Source organism: Aureimonas mangrovi, assembly GCF_014058705.1.
Taxonomy (GTDB): Bacteria; Pseudomonadota; Alphaproteobacteria; order Rhizobiales; family Rhizobiaceae; genus Aureimonas; species Aureimonas mangrovi.
The window spans coordinates 448418-466807 of the sequence record NZ_CP059692.1 but is presented as its reverse complement, the minus strand read 5'-3'; the positions used below and the strand labels follow the sequence as shown (position 1 = coordinate 466807).

Here is an 18390-nt window from a genome sequence, read left to right as displayed (position 1 = left end):
GCCGATCGCCCGCGACCGCCACCACTCCCGCAACGCCCGTCGCGATTGTAAGCGCGATCCGGAAGTAACCCCAACTTCCTCTGCGCTTCCACAGATCGTCGAAAACGGGCGACTCCCGACTGCGAAAAATCGGAGAAGTAGAAATCTTAGAGCATCGATATACTGGAGAGAATTGGAGCGGGCGAAGGGATTCGAACCCTCGACCCCAACCTTGGCAAGGTTGTGCTCTACCCCTGAGCTACACCCGCCCGCTCCTCGCAGCGCCTCGGCGCCGCGAACGGCCGCTATATGACCCAAGGCCGAGGCGATTGCAACTCAAAATCGACGCCGATCTTCACATCGGTTTCACAAAACAGCTCTGCCAGCCGTCCCGCTGCACCCACATGGATGACTTGACTTTGACTTGGCGGGCACGGACACCGATCTACGACACGAGAGCCCGCAGTTGTGGGCGTAAACGAGACGATCGGGAACGGATCCATGAGCGACAATCCCTACGCTCCGGCGCAAGGCGGCTACGGCCAGCAGACCACCCGCGCGGCCTCGGCGGCCGGATCGCCGAACGCAGGTCCGAGCGCGACGGGCTTTTCTGGCGCGATGGGAGCCGGCGGCGCGACGAACGGCGCGCCAGGACCGCTGATCAAGGACACCACGACGGCGAATTTTGCGGAAGACGTCGTCCGCGAGTCGCGCAACCAGCCGGTGCTGGTGGATTTCTGGGCGCCGTGGTGCGGCCCCTGCAAGCAGCTGACCCCGATCCTAGAGCGCGTCGTCAACGCGGCGGGCGGCAAGGTGAAGCTCGTCAAGATGAACATCGACGAGCATCCCTCGATCGCGGGACAGCTCGGCGTCCAATCGATCCCTGCCGTATTCGCTTTCGTGGGCGGCCAACCCGTGGACGGTTTCATGGGCGCCCTGCCCGAAAGCGAGGTTAAGGCCTTCATCGACCGCCTGCCCGGCGGAGCCGAGCCGCACGACCCGATCGCTGACGCACTGGCGCAGGCCGAGGAGCGCCTCGCCGCCGGTGATCCGGCCGGCGCCGTGCAGATCTACGGCGCCGTCCTCCAACACGATCCGGCGAACGCAAAGGCGGCAGCCGGCCTCGCCGAATGCCTGATCGCCCAGGGCGACATGGAGGCCGCGAAGTCGGTGACCGAGAAGGTCGGCCCCGAGATGCTCGCCGACCCCGCCTTCGCGACGGTGCTGACGAAGCTGAAGCTCTCCGAGGAGATCGCCGGGCTCGGCGATCCGGTGGCCCTCGCCGCCCGTCTCGAAGGCGATCCTGACGACCATCAGGCCCGCTACGATCTGGCCCTGATCGCCCAGGCGCGCGGCGAGCGAAGCGAGGCGGCGGGCCATCTTCTCGAGATCATCCGCCGCGACCGCACCTTCGACGAGGATGGCGCGCGCCGCAAGCTTCTCGAGTTCTTCGAGGTCTGGGGCCCGATGGACCCGGCCACCAAGGATGCCCGCCGCCGGCTCTCCTCGCTCCTCTTCTCCTGAGCCGGCCTGCGGGCGATCGCCACGCCGCCCTTGCGGGATGGCGCGGGCGCGCCAGTTCGTGGGACAGGCCGTGCGGGTGATGCCGCGCGGCGACGAGACAGGAGACGCGCAAGCGTGGGACAGGCCGGAAATCGAAGCTATACGAGCGAACGCGAACTCCCCGAAACGGTGCCCGTGTTCCCGCTGGAGGGCGCCTTGCTGCTGCCGGGCGGCCAGATGCCGCTCAACATCTTCGAGCCGCGCTATATCGAGATGATCGACGCCGCGCTCGCGGGCGAACGCGTCATCGGCATGATCCAGCCGCGGCTCGACGGTGCGCAGAACGCCTCTGGCGATCCCGAACTCTGCGCCGTAGGCTGCCTCGGGCGCGTGACGTCGGTGACGGAAACAGGAGACGGCCGCTATCTCATCACGCTGCACGGCATTGTGCGCTTCCGCGTGGTGGAAGAGGTGGACGCGGGAGCACCGTATCGGGTCTGCCGCGTGAAGGCCTTTCTCGCCGATCTCGACCTCGGCGCGGGAGCCGACGACGTCGATCGCGAGGGGCTTCTGCGGGCCTTCCGGCAGTATCTGGAAGCCAACCAGCTCGAGGCGGACTGGGACAGCGTGGTCAAGGCCTCCAACGAGACCCTCGTGAACGCGCTGTGCATGATGTCGCCCTACGGCGCGGCCGAAAAGCAGGCGCTTCTGGAAGCGCCGGACCTCAAGACCCGCGCCGAGACCTTGATCGCCATCACCGAGATCTCGCTGGCCCGCGAGGGCGAGGATGGCGGCGCGCGCACGCTTCAATGAACGCCACGGACAAGACGCAATGACCGACCCGATCGACCGCGCGCGGCCCGACCCGAAGCTTCTGGAGCTTCTCGTCTGCCCGCTGACGAAGACCCCGCTGACCTACGATCGCGAGCACAACGAGCTCGTCTCGAAGGCGGCCAGGCTCGCCTTTCCGATCCGCGACGGCATCCCGATCATGCTGGCTTCCGAGGCTCGCGAGCTCGACTGAGACGCCGGATGGACGGCGAGGAATTATATCCCGGCGCCGTCCCCGAAAGCGTCGCCCGCGGTCGCGTCCCGACGTGGCGGCATCGGTGAGAGCACCTGCCAGAGGAAGGGGCGCAGCGCGAAGTCGATCGCGGCCAGCACCACCGCCCCGAGGATCGGCATCCCGAACAGGATCGCGAGGATGCCGAGGATAACGGCCGAGACCGCACGGAAGCGCACGAGCGCGCGCGCGACCTCCGGTCTGCGAGCGGCGGACCCCAGCCAGCGCGCCCGCAGGCGTTCGCCGACATTGCCACGCGGGACCGCCGCATAGGTCGTACCGGCCGAGGCCTCGACGCTGTCCTCTCCCGAAGAGATCTCCACCGAGGTGACGACGCCGAGCGCGGCGGTCTCGTTGGTCGTTGGGTCGATCAGGATGAAGGCGCCGAGTTCGCGCGCGCTGTCATAGGGGGCGGCGACCGTCGGCCGCTCGAAGGCGAGCGTGACGCGCCCGATCTCGTTCATCGAGAGCGCGCTCGTCGCGCGCGGCTCGTAGGAGTGGATGTCCACCGCCTCCGAAAGACGGCGCACTGTGGCCGGCCCCTGCGAGGACGAGAGCTTGGCGACGAGCCTGCGCCCTTCGATCAACGGCCGCTCCGACATCCAGAGGATGTCTGCCGCAACCTGCCGCGAAGGCTTCAGCGCGTCGCCGACCGCCACGATCACGTCGCCGCGCGAGGCGTCGATCTCGTCGTTGAGCGTCAGGGTGACTGCTTCGCCCGTGCCGGCGCCCGGCGCCTCGCCGTCCGCGCCGAAGACCGCCTTCACGCGGCTCCGGCGCCCGCTCGGCAACGAGACGACGGCATCGCCGGGCGCGACCCTGCCGCTCGCCACGGTGCCGCAGAACCCCCGGAAGTCGAGATTGGGCCGGTTGACCCACTGCACCGGCATGCGGAAGGGCGCGCTCGTGTCTTCCAGCGTCTCGGGCCGCACCGTCTCCAGCCGCTCCAGAAGCGTCGGCCCGTCATACCAGGGCATGGAAGCCGAGCGGTTCGCGACATTGTCACCGCTCTTGGCCGAAATCGGCACGAAGGCGACGTCGGTGAAGCCGAGGCGCGGCAGCAGTGCGCGATACTCGGTCTCGATCCTCCTGAAGACGGCCTCGTCGTAGTCGACGAGGTCCATCTTGTTCACCGCCACGATGACCGATCGGATGCCGACCATCGAGGTGATGAACGAATGGCGGCGCGTCTGCGGCAGGATGCCCTTTCGGGCGTCCACGAGGATGATCGCGAGCTCGGCCTGGCTGGCGCCGGTCGCCATGTTGCGGGTGTACTGCTCGTGGCCGGGCGTGTCGGCGATGATGAAGGCGCGGCCTGCCGTCGAGAAGTAGCGATAGGCGACGTCGATCGTGATGCCCTGCTCGCGCTCGGCCGAGAGCCCGTCCACGAGAAGCGCGAAGTCAAGGTCGCCGCCGGTCGTGCCGAACTTCCTCGAGTCGCGCTCCAGCGCCTCCATCTGGTCGTCGAAGACGGAGTTGGTGTCGTGCAGGAGCCGGCCGATCAGGGTCGACTTGCCGTCGTCCACCGAACCGCAGGTGATGAAGCGCAGGAGCGAGGCCGCCGGCTGGACGACCTCGTCCGGCGCAGGGCCGGCGAAGGTCTCGTCCTCGGCCAGCGCGACGGCGCTCGCGGCCTCGATCTCGCCGTCGGGAAGAACGCGCAGGGCAGTGGACATCAGAAATAACCTTCCTGCTTCTTCTCTTCCATGGACGCGCCGCCGTCCTTGTCGATCATCCGGCCCTCGCGTTCGGAGGAGCGCGAGGAACGCATTTCCGAGATGATGCCGGGCAGATCGCGCGCCTCGGAGCGCACGGCGCCCGTCAGCGGGTAGCAGCCGAGGGTGCGGAAGCGGACCTCCATCTCCTCCACGGCTTCGCCGGGCTTGAGCTCCATGCGATCGTCGTCGCGCATGATCAGCATGCCGTCACGCTTCACGATCGGGCGCTTCCTGGCGAAGTACAGCGGAACGACGGGGATGTTCTCGATCGCGATGTAGTCCCACACGTCGGCTTCCGTCCAGTTGGAGAGCGGGAAGACTCGGAAGCTCTCGCCCTGCCGCTTGCGCGTGTTGTAGAGCCGCCAGGGCTCGGGCCGCTGCGATTTCGGCTCCCACCGGTGTTCGGCCGAACGCAACGAGAAGACGCGCTCCTTGGCGCGGCTCTTCTCCTCGTCGCGTCGCGCGCCGCCGAAGGCCGCGTCAAAACGGTGCTTCTCCAGCGCTTGGCGCAGGGCCTGCGTCTTCATGACGTCGGTGTGGACCCGCGAGCCGGACGAGAAGGGATTGACGCCGGCTGCGACGCCCTCCTCGTTGATGTGGACGATGAGGTCGAGGCCGAGTTCCTTCGCGCGGCGGTCGCGGAACTCGATCATCTCCCGGAACTTCCAGGTCGTGTCGACATGGAGCAGCGGGAAGGGCGGCTTGCCGGGCGCGAAGGCCTTCATGGCCAGATGCAGCATCACGGCCGAATCCTTGCCGATCGAGTACAGCATCACCGGATTCTCGGCGGTGGCCGCCACCTCGCGGATGATGAAGATCGACTCGGCCTCGAGCCGCTGCAGATGGGTCATCGGTTTCATGTGAAACGCCTTCAGCGACCGGGATGGCCGCGCATTCGAAAGATCAGGAGCGCGTCGCCTCGAAGGCGGCGTCGCCGACGCCCGGCACGGGACGGGCGCGGGTGGGAACCCCGCTGTCGTCTACATGCAGGCCGCATTCCTTGCGGGTCTCCTCCTCCCACCACCAGCGACCGGCCCGTTCGGGCTCGCCGGGCTTGAGCGCGCGGGTGCAGGGTGCGCAGCCGATGGAGAGGAAACCGCGCTCGTGCAGCGGGTTGACGGGCACCGAATGGTCCACGGTGAAGAGACGGATTTCCTCGCGCGTCCAGTCGAAGAGCGGGTTGGCCTTGATCAGCCCCCTGCCCTTGTCGAAGGAGACGAAATCCAGCGTCTCGCGGTTGGCGGACTGGTCGCGCCGGAGCCCCGTCACCCAGCCGCCGACACCGGCGAGCGCGCGGCCGAGCGGCTCGACCTTGCGCACGCCGCAGCAGGCCTTGCGCATCTCCGGCGCGAAGTAGAACCCGTCGATGCCCTGATCGTCGACCAGGGCCTCCAGCGCGTCGCCTTGCGGGTATTTCGCCTTGATGCGCCGTCCGTAGGTCTCCTCGGTCGTGCGCCAGAGCGCGTAGGCCTCCGGAAACAGGCGTCCTGTGTCGAGGGTGACGACGCGGATCGGCAGGTCGGCGCGGAAGATCAGATGCGTGAGCATCTGATCCTCGATGCCGAGGCTGGTCGTGAAGACCACCGGGCCGTCGACACGCTCGGTCAGAAGCCTCAGGCGCTGCTCGGGCTTCAAGCCGGCGAAGGCCTCGTTCAGTTCGCGGGCGAGGGCCTCTTGGTTCTCGGACATGCTCTTCGTCCTCTTCTCATCCCCGGCGGGCATCGAGGCGCTGCTGCAGGATGGAGCGCGTCTCGCCGTAGCCCGTCTGATAGTGGGCAGTGACGGAATCCTTAGCGGCGAGCCATTGCGCGACCGGCTGCCGCCCGGCGAGCGCGTCGGGAAGCTCGACCTCATCGAAACCGCAGGCCAGCGCCTCGGCGAACTGGTCCGCGATCAGCGGCCCGCGCGCCCGAAGACGCCCTGTGAAGCCGGCCCGGCGCAGCCGCATGGCGATCGAAAGGCCTCGCCCGTCCGAAAAGCTCGGAAAGGCGACGGCAATGAGATCGACCGCGCCGAGATAGGGCTCGGCCGCGCTCACCGGCACGTCGTTGGGCAGGAGAAGGCCGAGGCGCGCGTTGCGCCGATCGGCAATCGCCTGATCGATGACGGCGAGCGGCACGAGAACGGCTCCCTCGGCCAGCGACAGATCCTCCACCGCCTCGACGGGCGTGTACTCGTCCTCCAGCGCGCCCTCGGCTCCGATCAGCGCGCTCATGCCACGTCTCCGACGCGCTCGCCCGAAACGAAAGACTGGAAATCCTGTTTGAAGGGCTCGAGCCCGGCGCGCCGCACCGTGTCGATGAAGATTTCGCCATCGCGCCGTTCGCGCATGTAGGTCGCGACGATCGCCTCCACGGCGCCCGCCACCTGGTCGCCGTCGATGCCAGGACCGAGACGCTCGCCGAGGCTGGCATTCTCCGAGGCGTCGCCGCCGAGCGTGATCTGGTAGTTCTCCTTGCCCGACTTCTCGAGCCCCAGAATGCCGATATGGCCGACATGGTGGTGGCCGCAGGCATTGATGCAGCCGGAAATCTTGATCTGCAGCGGACCGACCTCGCGCTGGCGCTCGGGGGCGGCGAAGGTGTTGGCGATGTCCTGCGCGACGCCGATCGAGCGGGCGGTGGCCAGCGCGCAGTAGTCGAGGCCGGGGCAGGCGATGATGTCGGTGACGAGCCCGGCGTTGGGCGTTGCGAGCCCGGCCGCCTTCAACGCCGCGTAGACGGCGGGAATATCGTCCTGCTTCACATGCGGCAGGACGAGGTTCTGCACATGCGTGACGCGCAGTTCGTCGAAGGAATAGCGCGCGGCGATGTCGGCGAAGGCGCGCATCTGGTCTGAGGTCATGTCGCCCGGCACCCCACCGATCGGCTTCAGCGAGACCGTCAGCGCGATGTAGCCGGGGACGCGATGCGAAAAGCCGTTCTGCGAAACGAAGGCGTCCAGCTCCGGATCGGCCGCGCGCGCGGCGGCCAGCACGGGCGAGCTCTCCGGCAGGGTCTCGTAGGCCGGCGGCGCGAAATAGGCCGCGATGCGCTCGACTTCCTCTTCCGGCGCATTCACCGTCGGGCCGTCGAGCTCGGCATATTCGGCCTCGACGCGAGCGCGGAACTCTTCGGTGCCGATCTCGTGGACGAGGATCTTTACGCGCGCCTTGTACTTGTTGTCGCGCCGCCCTTCCGCATTGTAGACGCGCATGACGGCTTCCAGATAGCCGAGCAGTTCGTCCTTGGGCAGGAAGTCGCGGATCACCTTCCCGACGAAGGGCGTGCGCCCGAGCCCGCCGCCCACGATCACCTCGTAGCCGACCTCACCCGTTTCCTTGTGGCGCAGGATGCGCAGTCCGATGTCGTGGACCTTCACGGCCGCGCGGTCGTGCTCGGCGCCGGTGACGGCGATCTTGAACTTCCTCGGCAGCCAGGAGAACTCCGGGTGCAGGCTCGACCACTGGCGGATCAGCTCGGCGGTCGGTCGCGGATCCTCCACCTCGTCGGCGGCAACGCCCGCGAACTGGTCGGCCGTGACGTTGCGGATGCAGTTGCCGCTCGTCTGGATGCAGTGCATCTCGACGTCGGCGAGCCTGTCCAGGATGTCCGGCACATCCTTCAGCTTCGGCCAGTTGAACTGGAGGTTCTGGCGCGTCGTGAAGTGGCCGTAGCCCTTGTCGTAGGTGTCGGCGATCGCGGCGAGCTGGCGCAGCTGCGCCGAATTCAGCGTGCCGTAGGGCACGGCGATGCGCAGCATGTAGGCGTGGAGCTGGAGGTAGAGGCCGTTCTTCAGGCGCAGCGGCTTGAACTCGTCCTCGGTGATCGAGCCGTCGAGACGGCGCTGCACCTGGGTGCGGAACTGCGCCACACGCTCGCGCACGAAGCGCTCGTCGAACTCGTCGTAGCGGTACATCGCACTCTCGTCCTTCGTATCGCGTCACGGCCGCGGCGGCCTTTGCGCGCGCCCGTGCGTTCTCAGTATTCGGCCTGCTTGCCCATCTCGGGATGGATCGTCGGCCCCTTGAGGCGAATGGCCTCGCGGAAGTGCCGCGCGGTCACTTCGCCGTTCTCCACCGTCACCTCGACGAGATAGGGGTCGACGATCCGGTTGGCGGCAAGATCCTGCCTGCCTTGCGCCTCGTAGCGCTCGGCAGTCTCCTCGTCCTCCGCGACAAGCGCGCCGTGCGGATCAAAGGTCCAGCCTTCGGCGCCCAGGAACACCACCTCGCCGTCGAGAAGGTCGTTCGCGGTCATGATCACCGGCAGCTTGGGCCCCTTGCCGCGCGCTGCAACCTTCGATTCCGCCATGTCCGGGCGTCGTCCTTCGTCTCGAGGCGGCATGGATGAGCCACGCCATCTTGTGAAGGTTCTAAATAGGCCATCGCGCACGGGCGCGCACCTGGCGGGCGTTCCAAAGGCCCGCTCCAGTGCGAACGATTTTTGCGCGAAACCCGAGAAGGATTGGGACGCGCTAGATGCGCTCGCCCGCCAGAAGCCGCGGCGCGGGGCCCGAAAGTCCCGCCGCCTCCTCGATGAACCAGCGCTTGGCGAAGGGGAGCCGGTCGACCACCGAGAGCCCGAAGGTGCGCAGCTGGCGCAAGGCGAGGCTGTCGTTGGAGAAGAGCCGGTTCAGGACATCGGTCGTCACGCCCATCTGCACCGTGTCGAAACGGCGCCAGCGCTCGTAGCGGCGCAGCGTGTCGAGCGTGCCGATGTCGAGCCCGAGCCGAGCGGCCTCCACTACCGTCTCGGCGAGGGCCGCGACGTCCTTGAAGCCGAGATTGAGCCCCTGCCCTGCGATCGGGTGGATGCCGTGTGCCGCATCGCCGGCCAGCGCCACGCGCGGCTTGACGAAGTCACGCGCAAGCGTCAGCCCGAGCGGGAAGGCCCGACGCTCTCCCTCGACGGTGAGCGGGCCGAGCTTCAGGCCGAAGCGCTGCTCCAGTTCCATTTCGAACACCATCTCGTCGGAGGCGACGAGCCGTTCGGCTTCGCGCGTCGGCTCTGTCCAGACCAGCGAGGAGCGGTTACCCTTCAGCGGCAGGATGGCGAAGGGGCCGCCCGGAAGGAAATGCTCCTCCGCCCGCCCGCCGTGCGGTCGTTCATGCGCTACCGTGACGACGATGCCGGACTGGCCGTAGTCGGTGTGGACGGTGCGAATCCCCGCCATGTCGCGGATCTTGGACTTGACACCGTCGCACGCGACCAGCAGGCGCGCTTCAATCAACGAGCCGTCCGCGAGCGAGACGGACATCGCGCCCGGCCCCTCCGTAAGCGCCGTGACGGCCGCGCCCGCCCGCATCTCGACGCCGAGCGCCTGGGCGCGCTCGCGCAAGGCTCCGTTCAACGCGACGTTCGGCATCATGTGAGCGAACGGCTCGCCCTGCCGCGCCTCGCCGCCGAAGGTCAGGAACACGGGGCGCACCGGATCCGACGTGCGCGAGTCCGTGACGATCATCTCGTTGATCGGCTGCGCCTCCGCGCCGATCGCGTCCCAGACACCGAGCGTCTTCAGCATCCGAACGGCCGCGGCGGCGAGAGCCGAGGCGCGAGCATCCTTGCGCCACACACCCTCGGGCGCCGCGTCCACCAGAAGCACGGAAAGCTCGGGCGCCGCGTCCTTGATCGCGACCGCCGCCGTCAGCCCGACATAGCCGGCGCCCGCGATCACGACGTCGAAGCGCCCGCGCGGCAATGCCGCCATCATCGCGCCTGCCCGTTCCTCGACCATGCGTCCGCTCCGCTTGCCTGCCGCCGATGCGGGGCATTTAGGCTGAGCGAACGCGCGTGGCAAACACGGACACCACCCTTGCCCGCGCATGGCGAATGCCGGATGAAGGCCGCCGGAATGAAATGCAGGACGACGAGAGAGCAGCGCACGCCATGAACGAGCTGATGCAGGGCCTCATCCAGACGCTCGACCTCGAGCGGCTCGAGGAAAACCTCTATCGCGGCACCAGCCCTCAGAGCGGCTGGCAGCGCATCTTCGGCGGACAGGTCATCGCGCAGGCCCTCGTCGCCGCGCAGCGCACGGTACCGGCCGAGCGACACGTCCACTCCCTCCACGGCTACTTCGTGCGGCCGGGCGACCCCAAGGCGCCGGTCATCTACGAAGTGAAGCGCATCCGGGACGGCGGATCGTTCACCACGCGCATCGTCATCGGCATCCAGCACGGCGAGGCGATCTTCACGCTTTCGGCCTCCTTCCAGAAGCATGAGGAGGGGCTCGATCATCAGGCCGCCATGCCGGATGTGCCGGGGCCCGACGAGCTGCTGCACGGCGAGGAACTGGCGGCTAGGGTTCTCGAAGGCGCGCCGGAGCCGGTGTTGCGGTACTGGAAACGTCCGCGTCCGATCGAGTTCCGCCCGGTCTCGCTCGACCACTATGTCAGCGAGGAAAAGCTGCCGCCGCGCCAGGACGTCTGGGTGCGGGCGGTCGGAGACGTCGGCGACGATCCCGCGCTGAACGCGGCAATCCTCGCCTATCTGTCGGACATGACGCTCCTCGACACCTCTCTGTTCGCACACGGGCTCTCGGTCTTCGACGCCCGGATCCAGGCGGCGAGCCTCGACCATGCCATGTGGTTTCACCGCCCCGTGCGAGCGAGTGACTGGCATCTCTACACGCAGGACAGCCCTTCCTCCTCCGGCGCGCGCGGGCTGACGCGCGGCGCGCTGTTCCGCGAGGACGGCGTGCTCGTCGCTTCGGTCGCGCAGGAGGGACTGATCCGCCCCCGACGGGTCACACCGGCCACCTGAGCGCTCAAAAATCGCGCATCATGCTGCCCGATTGGGCGTAGGCGATGAAGCCAATCTGGGCAGACGACAGCCGCGGTCAGGCAAGATCGCGGCTTTTTCGTGTCAGCACGCTGAGTGGCACGCTTCTTGCTTGTAGGGTGTCGGGGCACCGCCGCGCTGGGGCTCTTTCCAGCGGGCGATCAAGCGGCCGCGACCCGGAGACAGGAAGCTCGAGGTGACCATGAAAATCGTGATGGCGGTGATCAAGCCGTTCAAGCTCGACGAGGTGCGCGAGGCGCTCACTGCCGTCGGCATTCAGGGCCTGACCGTGACGGAAGTGAAGGGCTACGGCCGGCAGAAGGGCCACACCGAGATCTACCGCGGCACCGAATACGCCGTCAGCTTCCTGCCGAAGCTGAAGATCGAGGTCGGCGTGCCGGCCGACATGGTGGACGCGGCCGTCGAGGCCATCGCAGGCGCGGCCAAGACCGGCCAGATCGGCGACGGCAAGATCTTCGTCTTCTCCATCGACAGCGCCGTGCGCATCCGCACCGGCGAAACCGACGTCAACGCGCTGTGAGGGGATCCATGCGCCTGAAACAAACACTTCTCACCGCCGGCATCGTCTCGGCGCTCGCCGCGACCGCGGCCTTCGCGCAGGATGCCGCTCCCGCCGTCGAGGCGGCCCCTGAAGCCGCGGAAGCGGCCGTCGACGTGAACCTCTACGTCTTCAACACCCTGCTCTTCTTCCTCGGCGGCATCCTCGTCATGTGGATGGCGGCGGGCTTCTGCATGCTCGAGGCCGGCCTCGTGCGTTCCAAAAACGTCTCGATGCAGTGCCTGAAGAACATCTCGCTCTATTCGGTCGGCGTCCTCGTCTACTGGATCGTCGGCTACAACCTCATGTACACCGGCGTCGACGGCGGCTGGTTCGGCACCCCCTCCTGGATGGTGTTCCCGGATCCGGCGTCCGACACGGGCGACTATTCGCTGGCCACCGACTTCTTCTACCAGTCGATGTTCTGCGCCACGGCCGCCTCGATCGTCTCGGGCACCGTCGCGGAGCGCACGCGCCTGTGGCCGTTCCTGCTCTTCGTCGTCATCCTTTGCGGCGTCCTCTACCCGATCACCGGCTCCTGGCAGTGGGGCGGCGGCTGGCTCTCCGAGGCCGGCTTCTCCGACTTCGCCGGCTCGACGCTCGTCCACTCGGTCGGCGGCTGGGCCGCGCTCACGGGCGCCATCATCATCGGCGCGCGCAAGGGCCGCTTCGGTGCGGACGGTCGCTCTATCGCGATGCCGGGTTCCTCGATCCCGCTCGCCACGCTCGGCGCCTTCATCCTGTGGTTCGGCTGGTTCGGCTTCAACGGCGCCTCGCAGCTTGCCCTCGGCACGCTGGAAGACGCGGCATCGGTCGGCCGCGTGGTCGTCAACACCAACACGGCGGCCGCGGCCGGCGTCATCGTGTCGATGATCATCATGCAGGTTGTCTACAAGAAGGTGGACGTGACGATGGCGCTGAACGGTGCCCTCGGCGGCCTGGTCGCCATCACCGCCGAGCCTCTGACGCCGACCTTCCTGTCGGCGGCCGTGATCGGCGGCGTCGGCGCGGCGCTCGTCGTCTTCACCGTGCCGCTCCTCGACAAGCTGAAGATCGACGACGTCGTCGGCGCCATCCCGGTCCACCTCGTGGCCGGCATCTGGGGCACGCTCGCCGTTCCGTTCACCAACGCGGACACGAACTTCGGCTCGCAGATCCTCGGCATCGTCGCCGTCGGCGCGTTCACGGTCGTGGCTTCCGCCGTCGTTTGGTTCGTCATCAAGGCGGTGATCGGCCTGCGCCCGACCGAGGAAGAGGAAGCCCTCGGCCTCGATCGTGCGGAAGTGGGCGTCGAAGCCTATCCGGAGTTCTCGGCCTCGCGGATCTGATCCGCACCGGAACAAGAGCGAAGAACAAAGGGCCGGCGGATCGCTCCGCCGGCCCTTCTTGATTTAGCGCCAAAGGCTCAGACGCGGCCGAAGGGCTTTTCCTCCTCGGTCGCCACATCGGCGTACTTGTCGGGATGCCGCTGGAAGAGCGTGCGCACGTAGGAGCAGGCCGGCACGACCTTCATGTTCTTCGAGCGCGCGTAGTCGACGGCGAAGTCGACGAGCTTCTCGGCAACTCCCTGCCCGCGCATGTGCTCGGGCACATAGGTGTGGTCAAAGACCAGTGCGTCCTGCAGGCCGGCCGGCGAATAGCTGAGTTCGGCCTTGTCCTCGCCCTCGCCGGCCGTGAAGAGCCCGGCCCGACCGCGGTCGTCGTGCTTGAATTCCATGGCGTTTCCTCCGCCCGATGATGCTTCCATGCTCCGCTATCTGGGGTGCCGGCGACGCGAAGCAATCGCGGCGCGGCGCCGGCACCGCCTGCGAAGGATTCGTCAAGGTTAAACGGGCCTTAACCCTGTCGGCCTATCCTCGGCGCAACAGTGGCGAACTGCGGCCGGAAAGGCCGCGCGGCGCTCAAGGTTACGCCGGCTCGTCGCCGGCGAGGACGCATTAAGGCAGGACGAAGCGACCATGGCGATGGCATCGATCGAGGCGAACGAGGTTTCCCGCTCCCCCCTGGGGCGCCCCTTGCGCCTGTGCGCAGGGCTCGGCCTTCTCGCCCTCGCCTTCTTCATGGGCATGTCGCTGGCGAGCTGGAACGTTTCCGACCCCTCCTTGAGCCTCGCGAGCGCCGATCCCGTCACCAATCTCGCCGGACCGTCCGGCGCGATCGTCGCCGATCTCGCCATGCAGATCTTCGGCCTCGCCAGCGTGCTTCTGGTCGTGCTGCCCGCCATCTGGGCGGTGACGTTGATCTCGGGCCGGCATATCGGCCAATTCGGGCGCCGGGGCTGGCTCGCCTTCGGCGGCATCGTGCTGGCGGCGGCCGCGCTCGGCTGCTTCCCAGCAGCCGCGAGCTGGCCTCTGCCGATCGGCCTCGGCGGCATCGCGGGCGATCTCGTCCTGAAGTTCCCGGCGCTGATCACCGGCGCCTATCCTTCCGGTTTCCTCGGCCTCGTCTTCGGCGTGATCCTCGCGGCGCCGGCCGGCTGGCTGTTCCTCGCGGGCACGGGCCTGATCGGCGCCGGCAGCCGCAACATTCTGACGGCCCGCAACGTCGCCGCCCCGCGCCCTGCCGAGCGCCCTCAGCTGCGCCACGCGCCGGCCTTCGATGAAGAGGACGAGGGCGAGGACGAGCGCGAAAGCCGCTTCCAGCTTATGGTCGGCGCCGCCTCGCATCTCGCCTACACCGCACGCTCGGCCCTGTCGCGCCGCTTCAAGCGCGAGGAGCGCTTCGACCGGGAGCGCACGGACCCGTTCGGCACGCATGACTGGTCGCCCGAGGCGCCGCTCGGCGCACCTGCACCCGCTCCGCGCCTGCGCACCGAACGCGAGGTGCGCGAGGTGCGCATCGTCGCGCCGCAGCCACCGCAGCCGGTCTTCGAGCCCGCACCGGCGCCGTATGCGGCCTACGACGGCTACGAGGCGGAAGCCGCTTGGCAGGAAGCATCACACGCCGACGCCTACGACGGCCAGGCCTACGACGCCTACGAACCGGACGTCGCCCCGGACGCTCCGGCGCGCCGCGCGGTCGACACGAGCCGCGCCACCGTGCGTCACGGCCGCTCAGACTGGAACGGTTCGGTCGCCGCCTCCCGCCTCGGGCAGCCGCGCGGCCAGTCCGCGCGCGGCACCGCCGACGAGGAAGTCTTCGAGACCGAGGAGGAGGCCTTCGACGCCTATCTCGGCGACGAGATCGGCGAGGAACAGCCCCCCTTCGACGTCCACGAGGACGATGCCGGCGCTTACCGGGACGAGCCGTCCGAGGATCGCGGCTTCCGCCTCGACGCCGGCGACCGGATTCAGCCGGCGAACGCGCCCGCCCGCGAAGAAACGGCCGGCGGCTGGCTCGGCCGCGCCGCCAACATCGTCGCCTTCCCCAAGCGCCGCGACGAAGCGCCGGCCTCGATGCCGGCTCCTGCCATGCGCGCACCGCAGCCGCAGCCCCAGCCGCAGCCCCAGCGCCCCCCTGCCCCGGTCATGGACCACGGCGTGCGCGTCGTGCCGGCGGCAGCCCAGCAGGCCGTCTCGCGGCAGGCCTCGCAGCCGCAGCGTGTCTATCAGGGTGAGCCGGCTCACGCCTATGCGCCGGAGTTCTTCGAACTGCCGCCCGTCAACCTCCTCTCGCCGCCCAAGGCCCGCACGCAGGACACCTCGCTGTCACCCGAAGTTCTGCAGGAGAACGCCCGGCTGCTCGAGGGTGTTCTCGACGACTTCGGCGTGAAGGGCGAGATCATCGAGGTCCGCCCCGGCCCTGTCGTCACGCTTTACGAGCTGGAGCCGGCGCCTGGCATCAAGTCGAGCCGCGTCATCGGGCTTGCCGACGACATCGCCCGTTCGATGTCGGCGATCGCGGCGCGTGTCGCGGTGATCCCTGGCAAGAATGCCATCGGCATCGAGCTGCCGAACGCCCGTCGCGAAACGGTCTACCTGCGCGAGATGATCGGCGCCGAGAGCTTCAGCCAGAACAAGGGCAAGCTCGCCCTCACCCTCGGCAAGACGATCGGCGGCGAGCCGGTGATCGCCGACCTCGCCAAGATGCCGCATCTTCTCGTCGCGGGCACCACCGGCTCGGGCAAGTCCGTCTCGATCAACACCATGATCCTGTCGCTGCTCTACCGGCTGACCCCGGCCGAGTGCCGCATGATCATGATCGACCCGAAGATGCTGGAACTTTCGGTCTACGACGGCATCCCGCACCTCCTCTCTCCCGTCGTCACCGATCCGAAGAAGGCCGTCGTCGCCCTCAAGTGGACGGTCAAGGAGATGGAGGACCGCTACCGCAAGATGTCGAAGGTGGGCGTCCGCAACATCGACGGCTTCAACACGCGCGTGCGCCAGGCGATCGAGAAGGGCGAGACCATCTCGCGCACCGTGCAGACGGGCTTCGACCGCGAGACCGGCGAGCCGATCTTCGAATCGGAGGAGTTCGACCTCGCACCGCTCCCCTACATCGTCGTCATCATCGACGAGATGGCCGACCTGATGATGGTGGCGGGCAAGGAGATCGAAGGCACCGTCCAGCGCCTCGCGCAGATGGCCCGCGCCGCCGGCATCCACGTCATCATGGCGACCCAGCGTCCCTCGGTCGACGTCATCACCGGCACGATCAAGGCGAACTTCCCGACACGCATCTCCTTCCAGGTCACGTCGAAGATCGATTCGCGCACCATTCTGCAGGAGCAGGGTGCCGAACAGCTTCTCGGCCAGGGCGACATGCTGTTCATGGCCGGCGGCGGGCGCATCCAGCGCGTCCACGGACCGTTCGTGGACGACGCCGAGGTCGAGCATATCGTGGCGCATCTGAAGAGCCAGGGCGTTCCGGACTATCTCGACTCCATCCTCGAGGACGACGAGGACGGCGATGCCGGTGCCTCCGGCTCGGGCGGCGGCAGCGCCGGCGGGCTCGAGGATTCCGCCGATCTCTACGATCAGGCCGTGGCGGTGGTGCTGCGCGACGGCAAGGCCTCCACCTCCTACGTCCAGCGCCGCCTCGGCATCGGCTACAACCGCGCCGCCTCGCTCATCGAGCGCATGGAGAACGAAGGCGTCATCGGCGCGGCCAACCACGCCGGCAAGCGCGAGATCCTGGTGCCGACCGACAACGCCTGAAAGCGCGCCTGACCAAACGGTAAGGCCCCGTGCGCTGGCGAAAGCGTGATGGCGTCCCATCTGTCACGGACGGGCCGCGCCGCAATCGGGCCGCAGCGCGAAGCTAGCTTCGCGATCGGGACGAGGCTCGGCCCCGCGCCGGACATTCGAGGACGAGACAGACCGACATGAAACGACCGTTCCACGCCCTTTTCGCTCTCGCACTGGCAGCGCCGCTCGCGAGCGCGGCGCTCGCTCCGCTGCCGGCGGCGGCCCAACAGCCCGCTGCTGCGACGGCGCAGGCCGTGGCCGACCATTTCTCGTCCGTGCGATCAATGACCGGCAACTTCCTGCAGTTCGACGCGGCCGGCAACCAGTCCGAGGGCACCTTCTCGATCGAGCGACCGGGCAAGATCCGCTTCGACTATTCCGGCCAGCCGCTGCGTGTGATCGCCGACGGCAGCCAGGTGGCGATCAACAATGCGCGCCTCAACACCTGGGACCTCTACCCGCTGTCCCAGACCCCGATGAAGCTCCTGCTCGATAGGCGCATCGACCTCTCGGCCGCCAACATCCAGGACGTGCAGCAGACGCCGGAGCTCATCACCATCGTGATGGGCGATCGCTCGGTCTTCGGCTCGTCCCGCATTACCATGATGTTCGATCCGAACACCTACGATCTGCGCCAGTGGACGATCCGCGACCAGCAGGGCAAGGACACGACCGTCATCATCGACAACGTCCAGGAAGGCGTGTCCGTCGATCAGGCGCAGTTCGCCATCCCCTACAACCAGATTTCCCAGCAGTCGCGCGGGCGCATCGGCGGCGGTCGCTGATCGGCATTCAGGCGAAGAAGCGTTCCAGCGCGGCGCCGGTCTCATCCGGCGCTTCCTCGACGAGGAAATGGCCGGCATCGAAGCTTTTACCCTCGACGCTCTCGCACCAGTTGCGCCATGTCGCCAGGACGTCGCCGCCGGCGGCGGGCGTGCCGTGCTCGCCCCACAGGACGAGCGTCGGCGCCGCGATCCGTCGCCCCGCCTTGCGGTCGATCTCGTCGTTTTCACAGTCGATCGTGGCCCCGGCGCGATAGTCCTCGCACATGGCGTGGACCGCGCCCGGCTGCGCGAAGGCCTTACGATATTCCACCATCGCCTCCGGCGCGAATGGCGCGAGAGAGCGCCCCTTGGTCCAGCTCGTGATCGTGTGGTCGAGATAGAAGACCGGGTCGGCCGCGATCAGGCGCTCCGGCACCGGGTTCGGCTGGGCGAGGAACGGCCAGTGATAGGACTTCAGCGCAGACGCCGCGTCCATCGCACACCACATCTCCGCAGTCGGAACGATGTCGAGGAGCGCGAGCCGCTCGACGCCCGGCCCTGAATCCAGCGCAAGGCGATAGGCGACGCGCGCACCACGATCGTGTCCCGCGAGGCGGAAGCGTTCATGGCCGAGCGCTGCCATCACCGCCACCATGTCGCGCGCCATGATGCGCTTCGAATAGCCCTCGCCGTTCTTGGATTCGGGCCGCGAGGACTGCCCGTAGCCGCGAAGGTCCGGCACGACGAGCGTGAAACGCTCCGCGAGCCGCGCCGCGACCGGCGCCCACATGGCGCCGGTCTGCGGGTAGCCGTGGAGGAGGAGAAGCGGCGGTCCGTCGCCACCGAGGCGGCAGAAGATCTCGGCACCCTCGCCGGCGATCGTGCGCGTCTCGAAACCCTCGAACATGGCGCCC

General features: G+C 68.0%; 17 protein-coding genes and 1 tRNA gene. 8 read left to right on the top strand and 10 right to left on the bottom strand.

Annotated features, from left to right (window positions below; genetic code table 11):
- Positions 1–173: 173 nt before the first annotated feature.
- Positions 174–248 (bottom strand) — tRNA-Gly (locus tag H1343_RS02135).
- A gap of 232 nt (positions 249–480) precedes the next feature.
- Between H1343_RS02135 and trxA the strand changes: the two genes are divergently transcribed.
- From trxA to H1343_RS02120, 3 genes are all read left to right on the top strand, one after another.
- Positions 481–1503, top strand: coding sequence for a thioredoxin (trxA, locus tag H1343_RS02130; protein WP_185984339.1), 1023 nt, complete (start codon positions 481–483; stop codon positions 1501–1503).
- A 114-nt stretch (positions 1504–1617) separates the two neighbouring features.
- Complete coding sequence (locus H1343_RS02125) at positions 1618–2295, top strand: LON peptidase substrate-binding domain-containing protein (protein WP_185984338.1); 678 nt, start codon at positions 1618–1620, stop codon at positions 2293–2295.
- Positions 2296–2314: 19 nt separating this feature from the next.
- A complete protein-coding gene (locus H1343_RS02120) occupies positions 2315–2506 on the top strand; it encodes a Trm112 family protein (protein ID WP_185984337.1) in 192 nt (63 codons plus the stop codon).
- Positions 2507–2529: 23 nt separating this feature from the next.
- Here H1343_RS02120 and cysN read toward each other — a convergent pair whose 3' ends face one another.
- From cysN to H1343_RS02085, 7 genes are all read right to left on the bottom strand, one after another.
- Complete coding sequence (gene cysN, locus H1343_RS02115) at positions 2530–4221, bottom strand: sulfate adenylyltransferase subunit CysN (protein ID WP_185984336.1); 1692 nt, start codon at positions 4219–4221, stop codon at positions 2530–2532.
- The gene (gene cysD, locus H1343_RS02110) at positions 4221–5123 is read right to left on the bottom strand and encodes a sulfate adenylyltransferase subunit CysD (RefSeq protein ID WP_185984335.1); all 903 of its coding nucleotides are present in this window, start codon (positions 5121–5123) and stop codon (positions 4221–4223) included. The genes cysN and cysD overlap by 1 nt, the downstream gene beginning before the upstream one ends.
- 43 nt (positions 5124–5166) lie before the next feature.
- Positions 5167–5952, bottom strand: coding sequence for a phosphoadenylyl-sulfate reductase (locus tag H1343_RS02105; RefSeq protein ID WP_185984334.1), 786 nt, complete (start codon positions 5950–5952; stop codon positions 5167–5169).
- 16 nt (positions 5953–5968) lie between these two features.
- Positions 5969–6478, bottom strand: coding sequence for a DUF934 domain-containing protein (locus H1343_RS02100; RefSeq protein WP_185984333.1), 510 nt, complete (start codon positions 6476–6478; stop codon positions 5969–5971).
- Positions 6475–8160: a nitrite/sulfite reductase gene (locus H1343_RS02095; protein WP_185984332.1), complete on the bottom strand. Its 1686-nt coding sequence runs from the start codon at positions 8158–8160 to the stop codon at positions 6475–6477. The genes H1343_RS02100 and H1343_RS02095 overlap by 4 nt, the downstream gene beginning before the upstream one ends.
- A gap of 62 nt (positions 8161–8222) precedes the next feature.
- Entirely contained in the window at positions 8223–8555 is a 333-nt protein-coding gene (locus H1343_RS02090) for a DUF2849 domain-containing protein (RefSeq protein ID WP_185984331.1), read from the bottom strand.
- A 163-nt stretch (positions 8556–8718) separates the two neighbouring features.
- On the bottom strand, positions 8719–9978 hold the full coding sequence (locus H1343_RS02085) for a ubiquinone biosynthesis hydroxylase (protein WP_246333215.1): 1260 nt from the start codon (positions 9976–9978) through the stop codon (positions 8719–8721).
- A gap of 152 nt (positions 9979–10130) precedes the next feature.
- Here H1343_RS02085 and tesB point away from each other — a divergent pair, with 152 nt between their 5' ends.
- The 3 genes from tesB to H1343_RS02070 all read left to right on the top strand — a co-directional run bounded on the left by tesB (position 10131) and on the right by H1343_RS02070 (position 12911).
- Positions 10131–11006 carry an acyl-CoA thioesterase II gene (gene tesB / locus H1343_RS02080; RefSeq protein ID WP_246333208.1) on the top strand — a complete coding sequence of 292 codons (876 nt, stop codon included), beginning with the start codon at positions 10131–10133 and terminating at the stop codon, positions 11004–11006.
- A gap of 220 nt (positions 11007–11226) precedes the next feature.
- Positions 11227–11565 (top strand): P-II family nitrogen regulator, encoded by a 339-nt coding sequence (locus tag H1343_RS02075; protein WP_185985423.1) that lies wholly within the window; start codon positions 11227–11229, stop codon positions 11563–11565.
- Between the two features lie 8 nt (positions 11566–11573).
- Entirely contained in the window at positions 11574–12911 is a 1338-nt protein-coding gene (locus H1343_RS02070; RefSeq protein WP_185984330.1) for an ammonium transporter family protein, read from the top strand.
- Positions 12912–12988: 77 nt separating this feature from the next.
- Here H1343_RS02070 and H1343_RS02065 read toward each other — a convergent pair whose 3' ends face one another.
- Entirely contained in the window at positions 12989–13300 is a 312-nt protein-coding gene (locus H1343_RS02065) for a GNAT family N-acetyltransferase (RefSeq protein WP_185984329.1), read from the bottom strand.
- Positions 13301–13541: 241 nt separating this feature from the next.
- Between H1343_RS02065 and H1343_RS02060 the strand changes: the two genes are divergently transcribed.
- Together H1343_RS02060 and H1343_RS02055 are read left to right on the top strand one after the other, a co-directional pair.
- Positions 13542–16682 (top strand): DNA translocase FtsK, encoded by a 3141-nt coding sequence (locus H1343_RS02060; RefSeq protein WP_185984328.1) that lies wholly within the window; start codon positions 13542–13544, stop codon positions 16680–16682.
- A gap of 167 nt (positions 16683–16849) precedes the next feature.
- Positions 16850–17497, top strand: coding sequence for an outer-membrane lipoprotein carrier protein LolA (locus tag H1343_RS02055; RefSeq protein ID WP_185984327.1), 648 nt, complete (start codon positions 16850–16852; stop codon positions 17495–17497).
- A gap of 7 nt (positions 17498–17504) precedes the next feature.
- Here the strand turns inward: H1343_RS02055 and H1343_RS02050 are convergent, their stop codons facing one another.
- Positions 17505–18383, bottom strand: coding sequence for an alpha/beta fold hydrolase (locus tag H1343_RS02050; protein ID WP_185984326.1), 879 nt, complete (start codon positions 18381–18383; stop codon positions 17505–17507).
- Between the last annotated feature and the right edge of the window lie 7 nt (positions 18384–18390).

Bases quoted from the DNA above. Each gene is read 5' to 3' on its own strand.
- trxA (WP_185984339.1), top strand. From the start codon at position 481: ATGAGCGACAATCCCTACGCTCCGGCGCAAGGCGGCTACGGCCAGCAG.
- H1343_RS02120 (WP_185984337.1), top strand. From the start codon at position 2,315: ATGACCGACCCGATCGACCGCGCGCGGCCCGACCCGAAGCTTCTGGAG.
- cysN (WP_185984336.1), bottom strand. From the start codon at position 4,221: ATGTCCACTGCCCTGCGCGTTCTTCCCGACGGCGAGATCGAGGCCGCG.
- cysD (WP_185984335.1), bottom strand. From the start codon at position 5,123: ATGAAACCGATGACCCATCTGCAGCGGCTCGAGGCCGAGTCGATCTTC.
- H1343_RS02105 (WP_185984334.1), bottom strand. From the start codon at position 5,952: ATGTCCGAGAACCAAGAGGCCCTCGCCCGCGAACTGAACGAGGCCTTC.
- H1343_RS02100 (WP_185984333.1), bottom strand. From the start codon at position 6,478: ATGAGCGCGCTGATCGGAGCCGAGGGCGCGCTGGAGGACGAGTACACG.
- H1343_RS02095 (WP_185984332.1), bottom strand. From the start codon at position 8,160: ATGTACCGCTACGACGAGTTCGACGAGCGCTTCGTGCGCGAGCGTGTG.
- H1343_RS02090 (WP_185984331.1), bottom strand. From the start codon at position 8,555: ATGGCGGAATCGAAGGTTGCAGCGCGCGGCAAGGGGCCCAAGCTGCCG.
- H1343_RS02085 (WP_246333215.1), bottom strand. From the start codon at position 9,978: ATGGTCGAGGAACGGGCAGGCGCGATGATGGCGGCATTGCCGCGCGGG.
- tesB (WP_246333208.1), top strand. From the start codon at position 10,131: ATGAACGAGCTGATGCAGGGCCTCATCCAGACGCTCGACCTCGAGCGG.
- H1343_RS02075 (WP_185985423.1), top strand. From the start codon at position 11,227: ATGAAAATCGTGATGGCGGTGATCAAGCCGTTCAAGCTCGACGAGGTG.
- H1343_RS02070 (WP_185984330.1), top strand. From the start codon at position 11,574: ATGCGCCTGAAACAAACACTTCTCACCGCCGGCATCGTCTCGGCGCTC.
- H1343_RS02065 (WP_185984329.1), bottom strand. From the start codon at position 13,300: ATGGAATTCAAGCACGACGACCGCGGTCGGGCCGGGCTCTTCACGGCC.
- H1343_RS02060 (WP_185984328.1), top strand. From the start codon at position 13,542: ATGGCGATGGCATCGATCGAGGCGAACGAGGTTTCCCGCTCCCCCCTG.
- H1343_RS02055 (WP_185984327.1), top strand. From the start codon at position 16,850: ATGAAACGACCGTTCCACGCCCTTTTCGCTCTCGCACTGGCAGCGCCG.
- H1343_RS02050 (WP_185984326.1), bottom strand. From the start codon at position 18,383: ATGTTCGAGGGTTTCGAGACGCGCACGATCGCCGGCGAGGGTGCCGAG.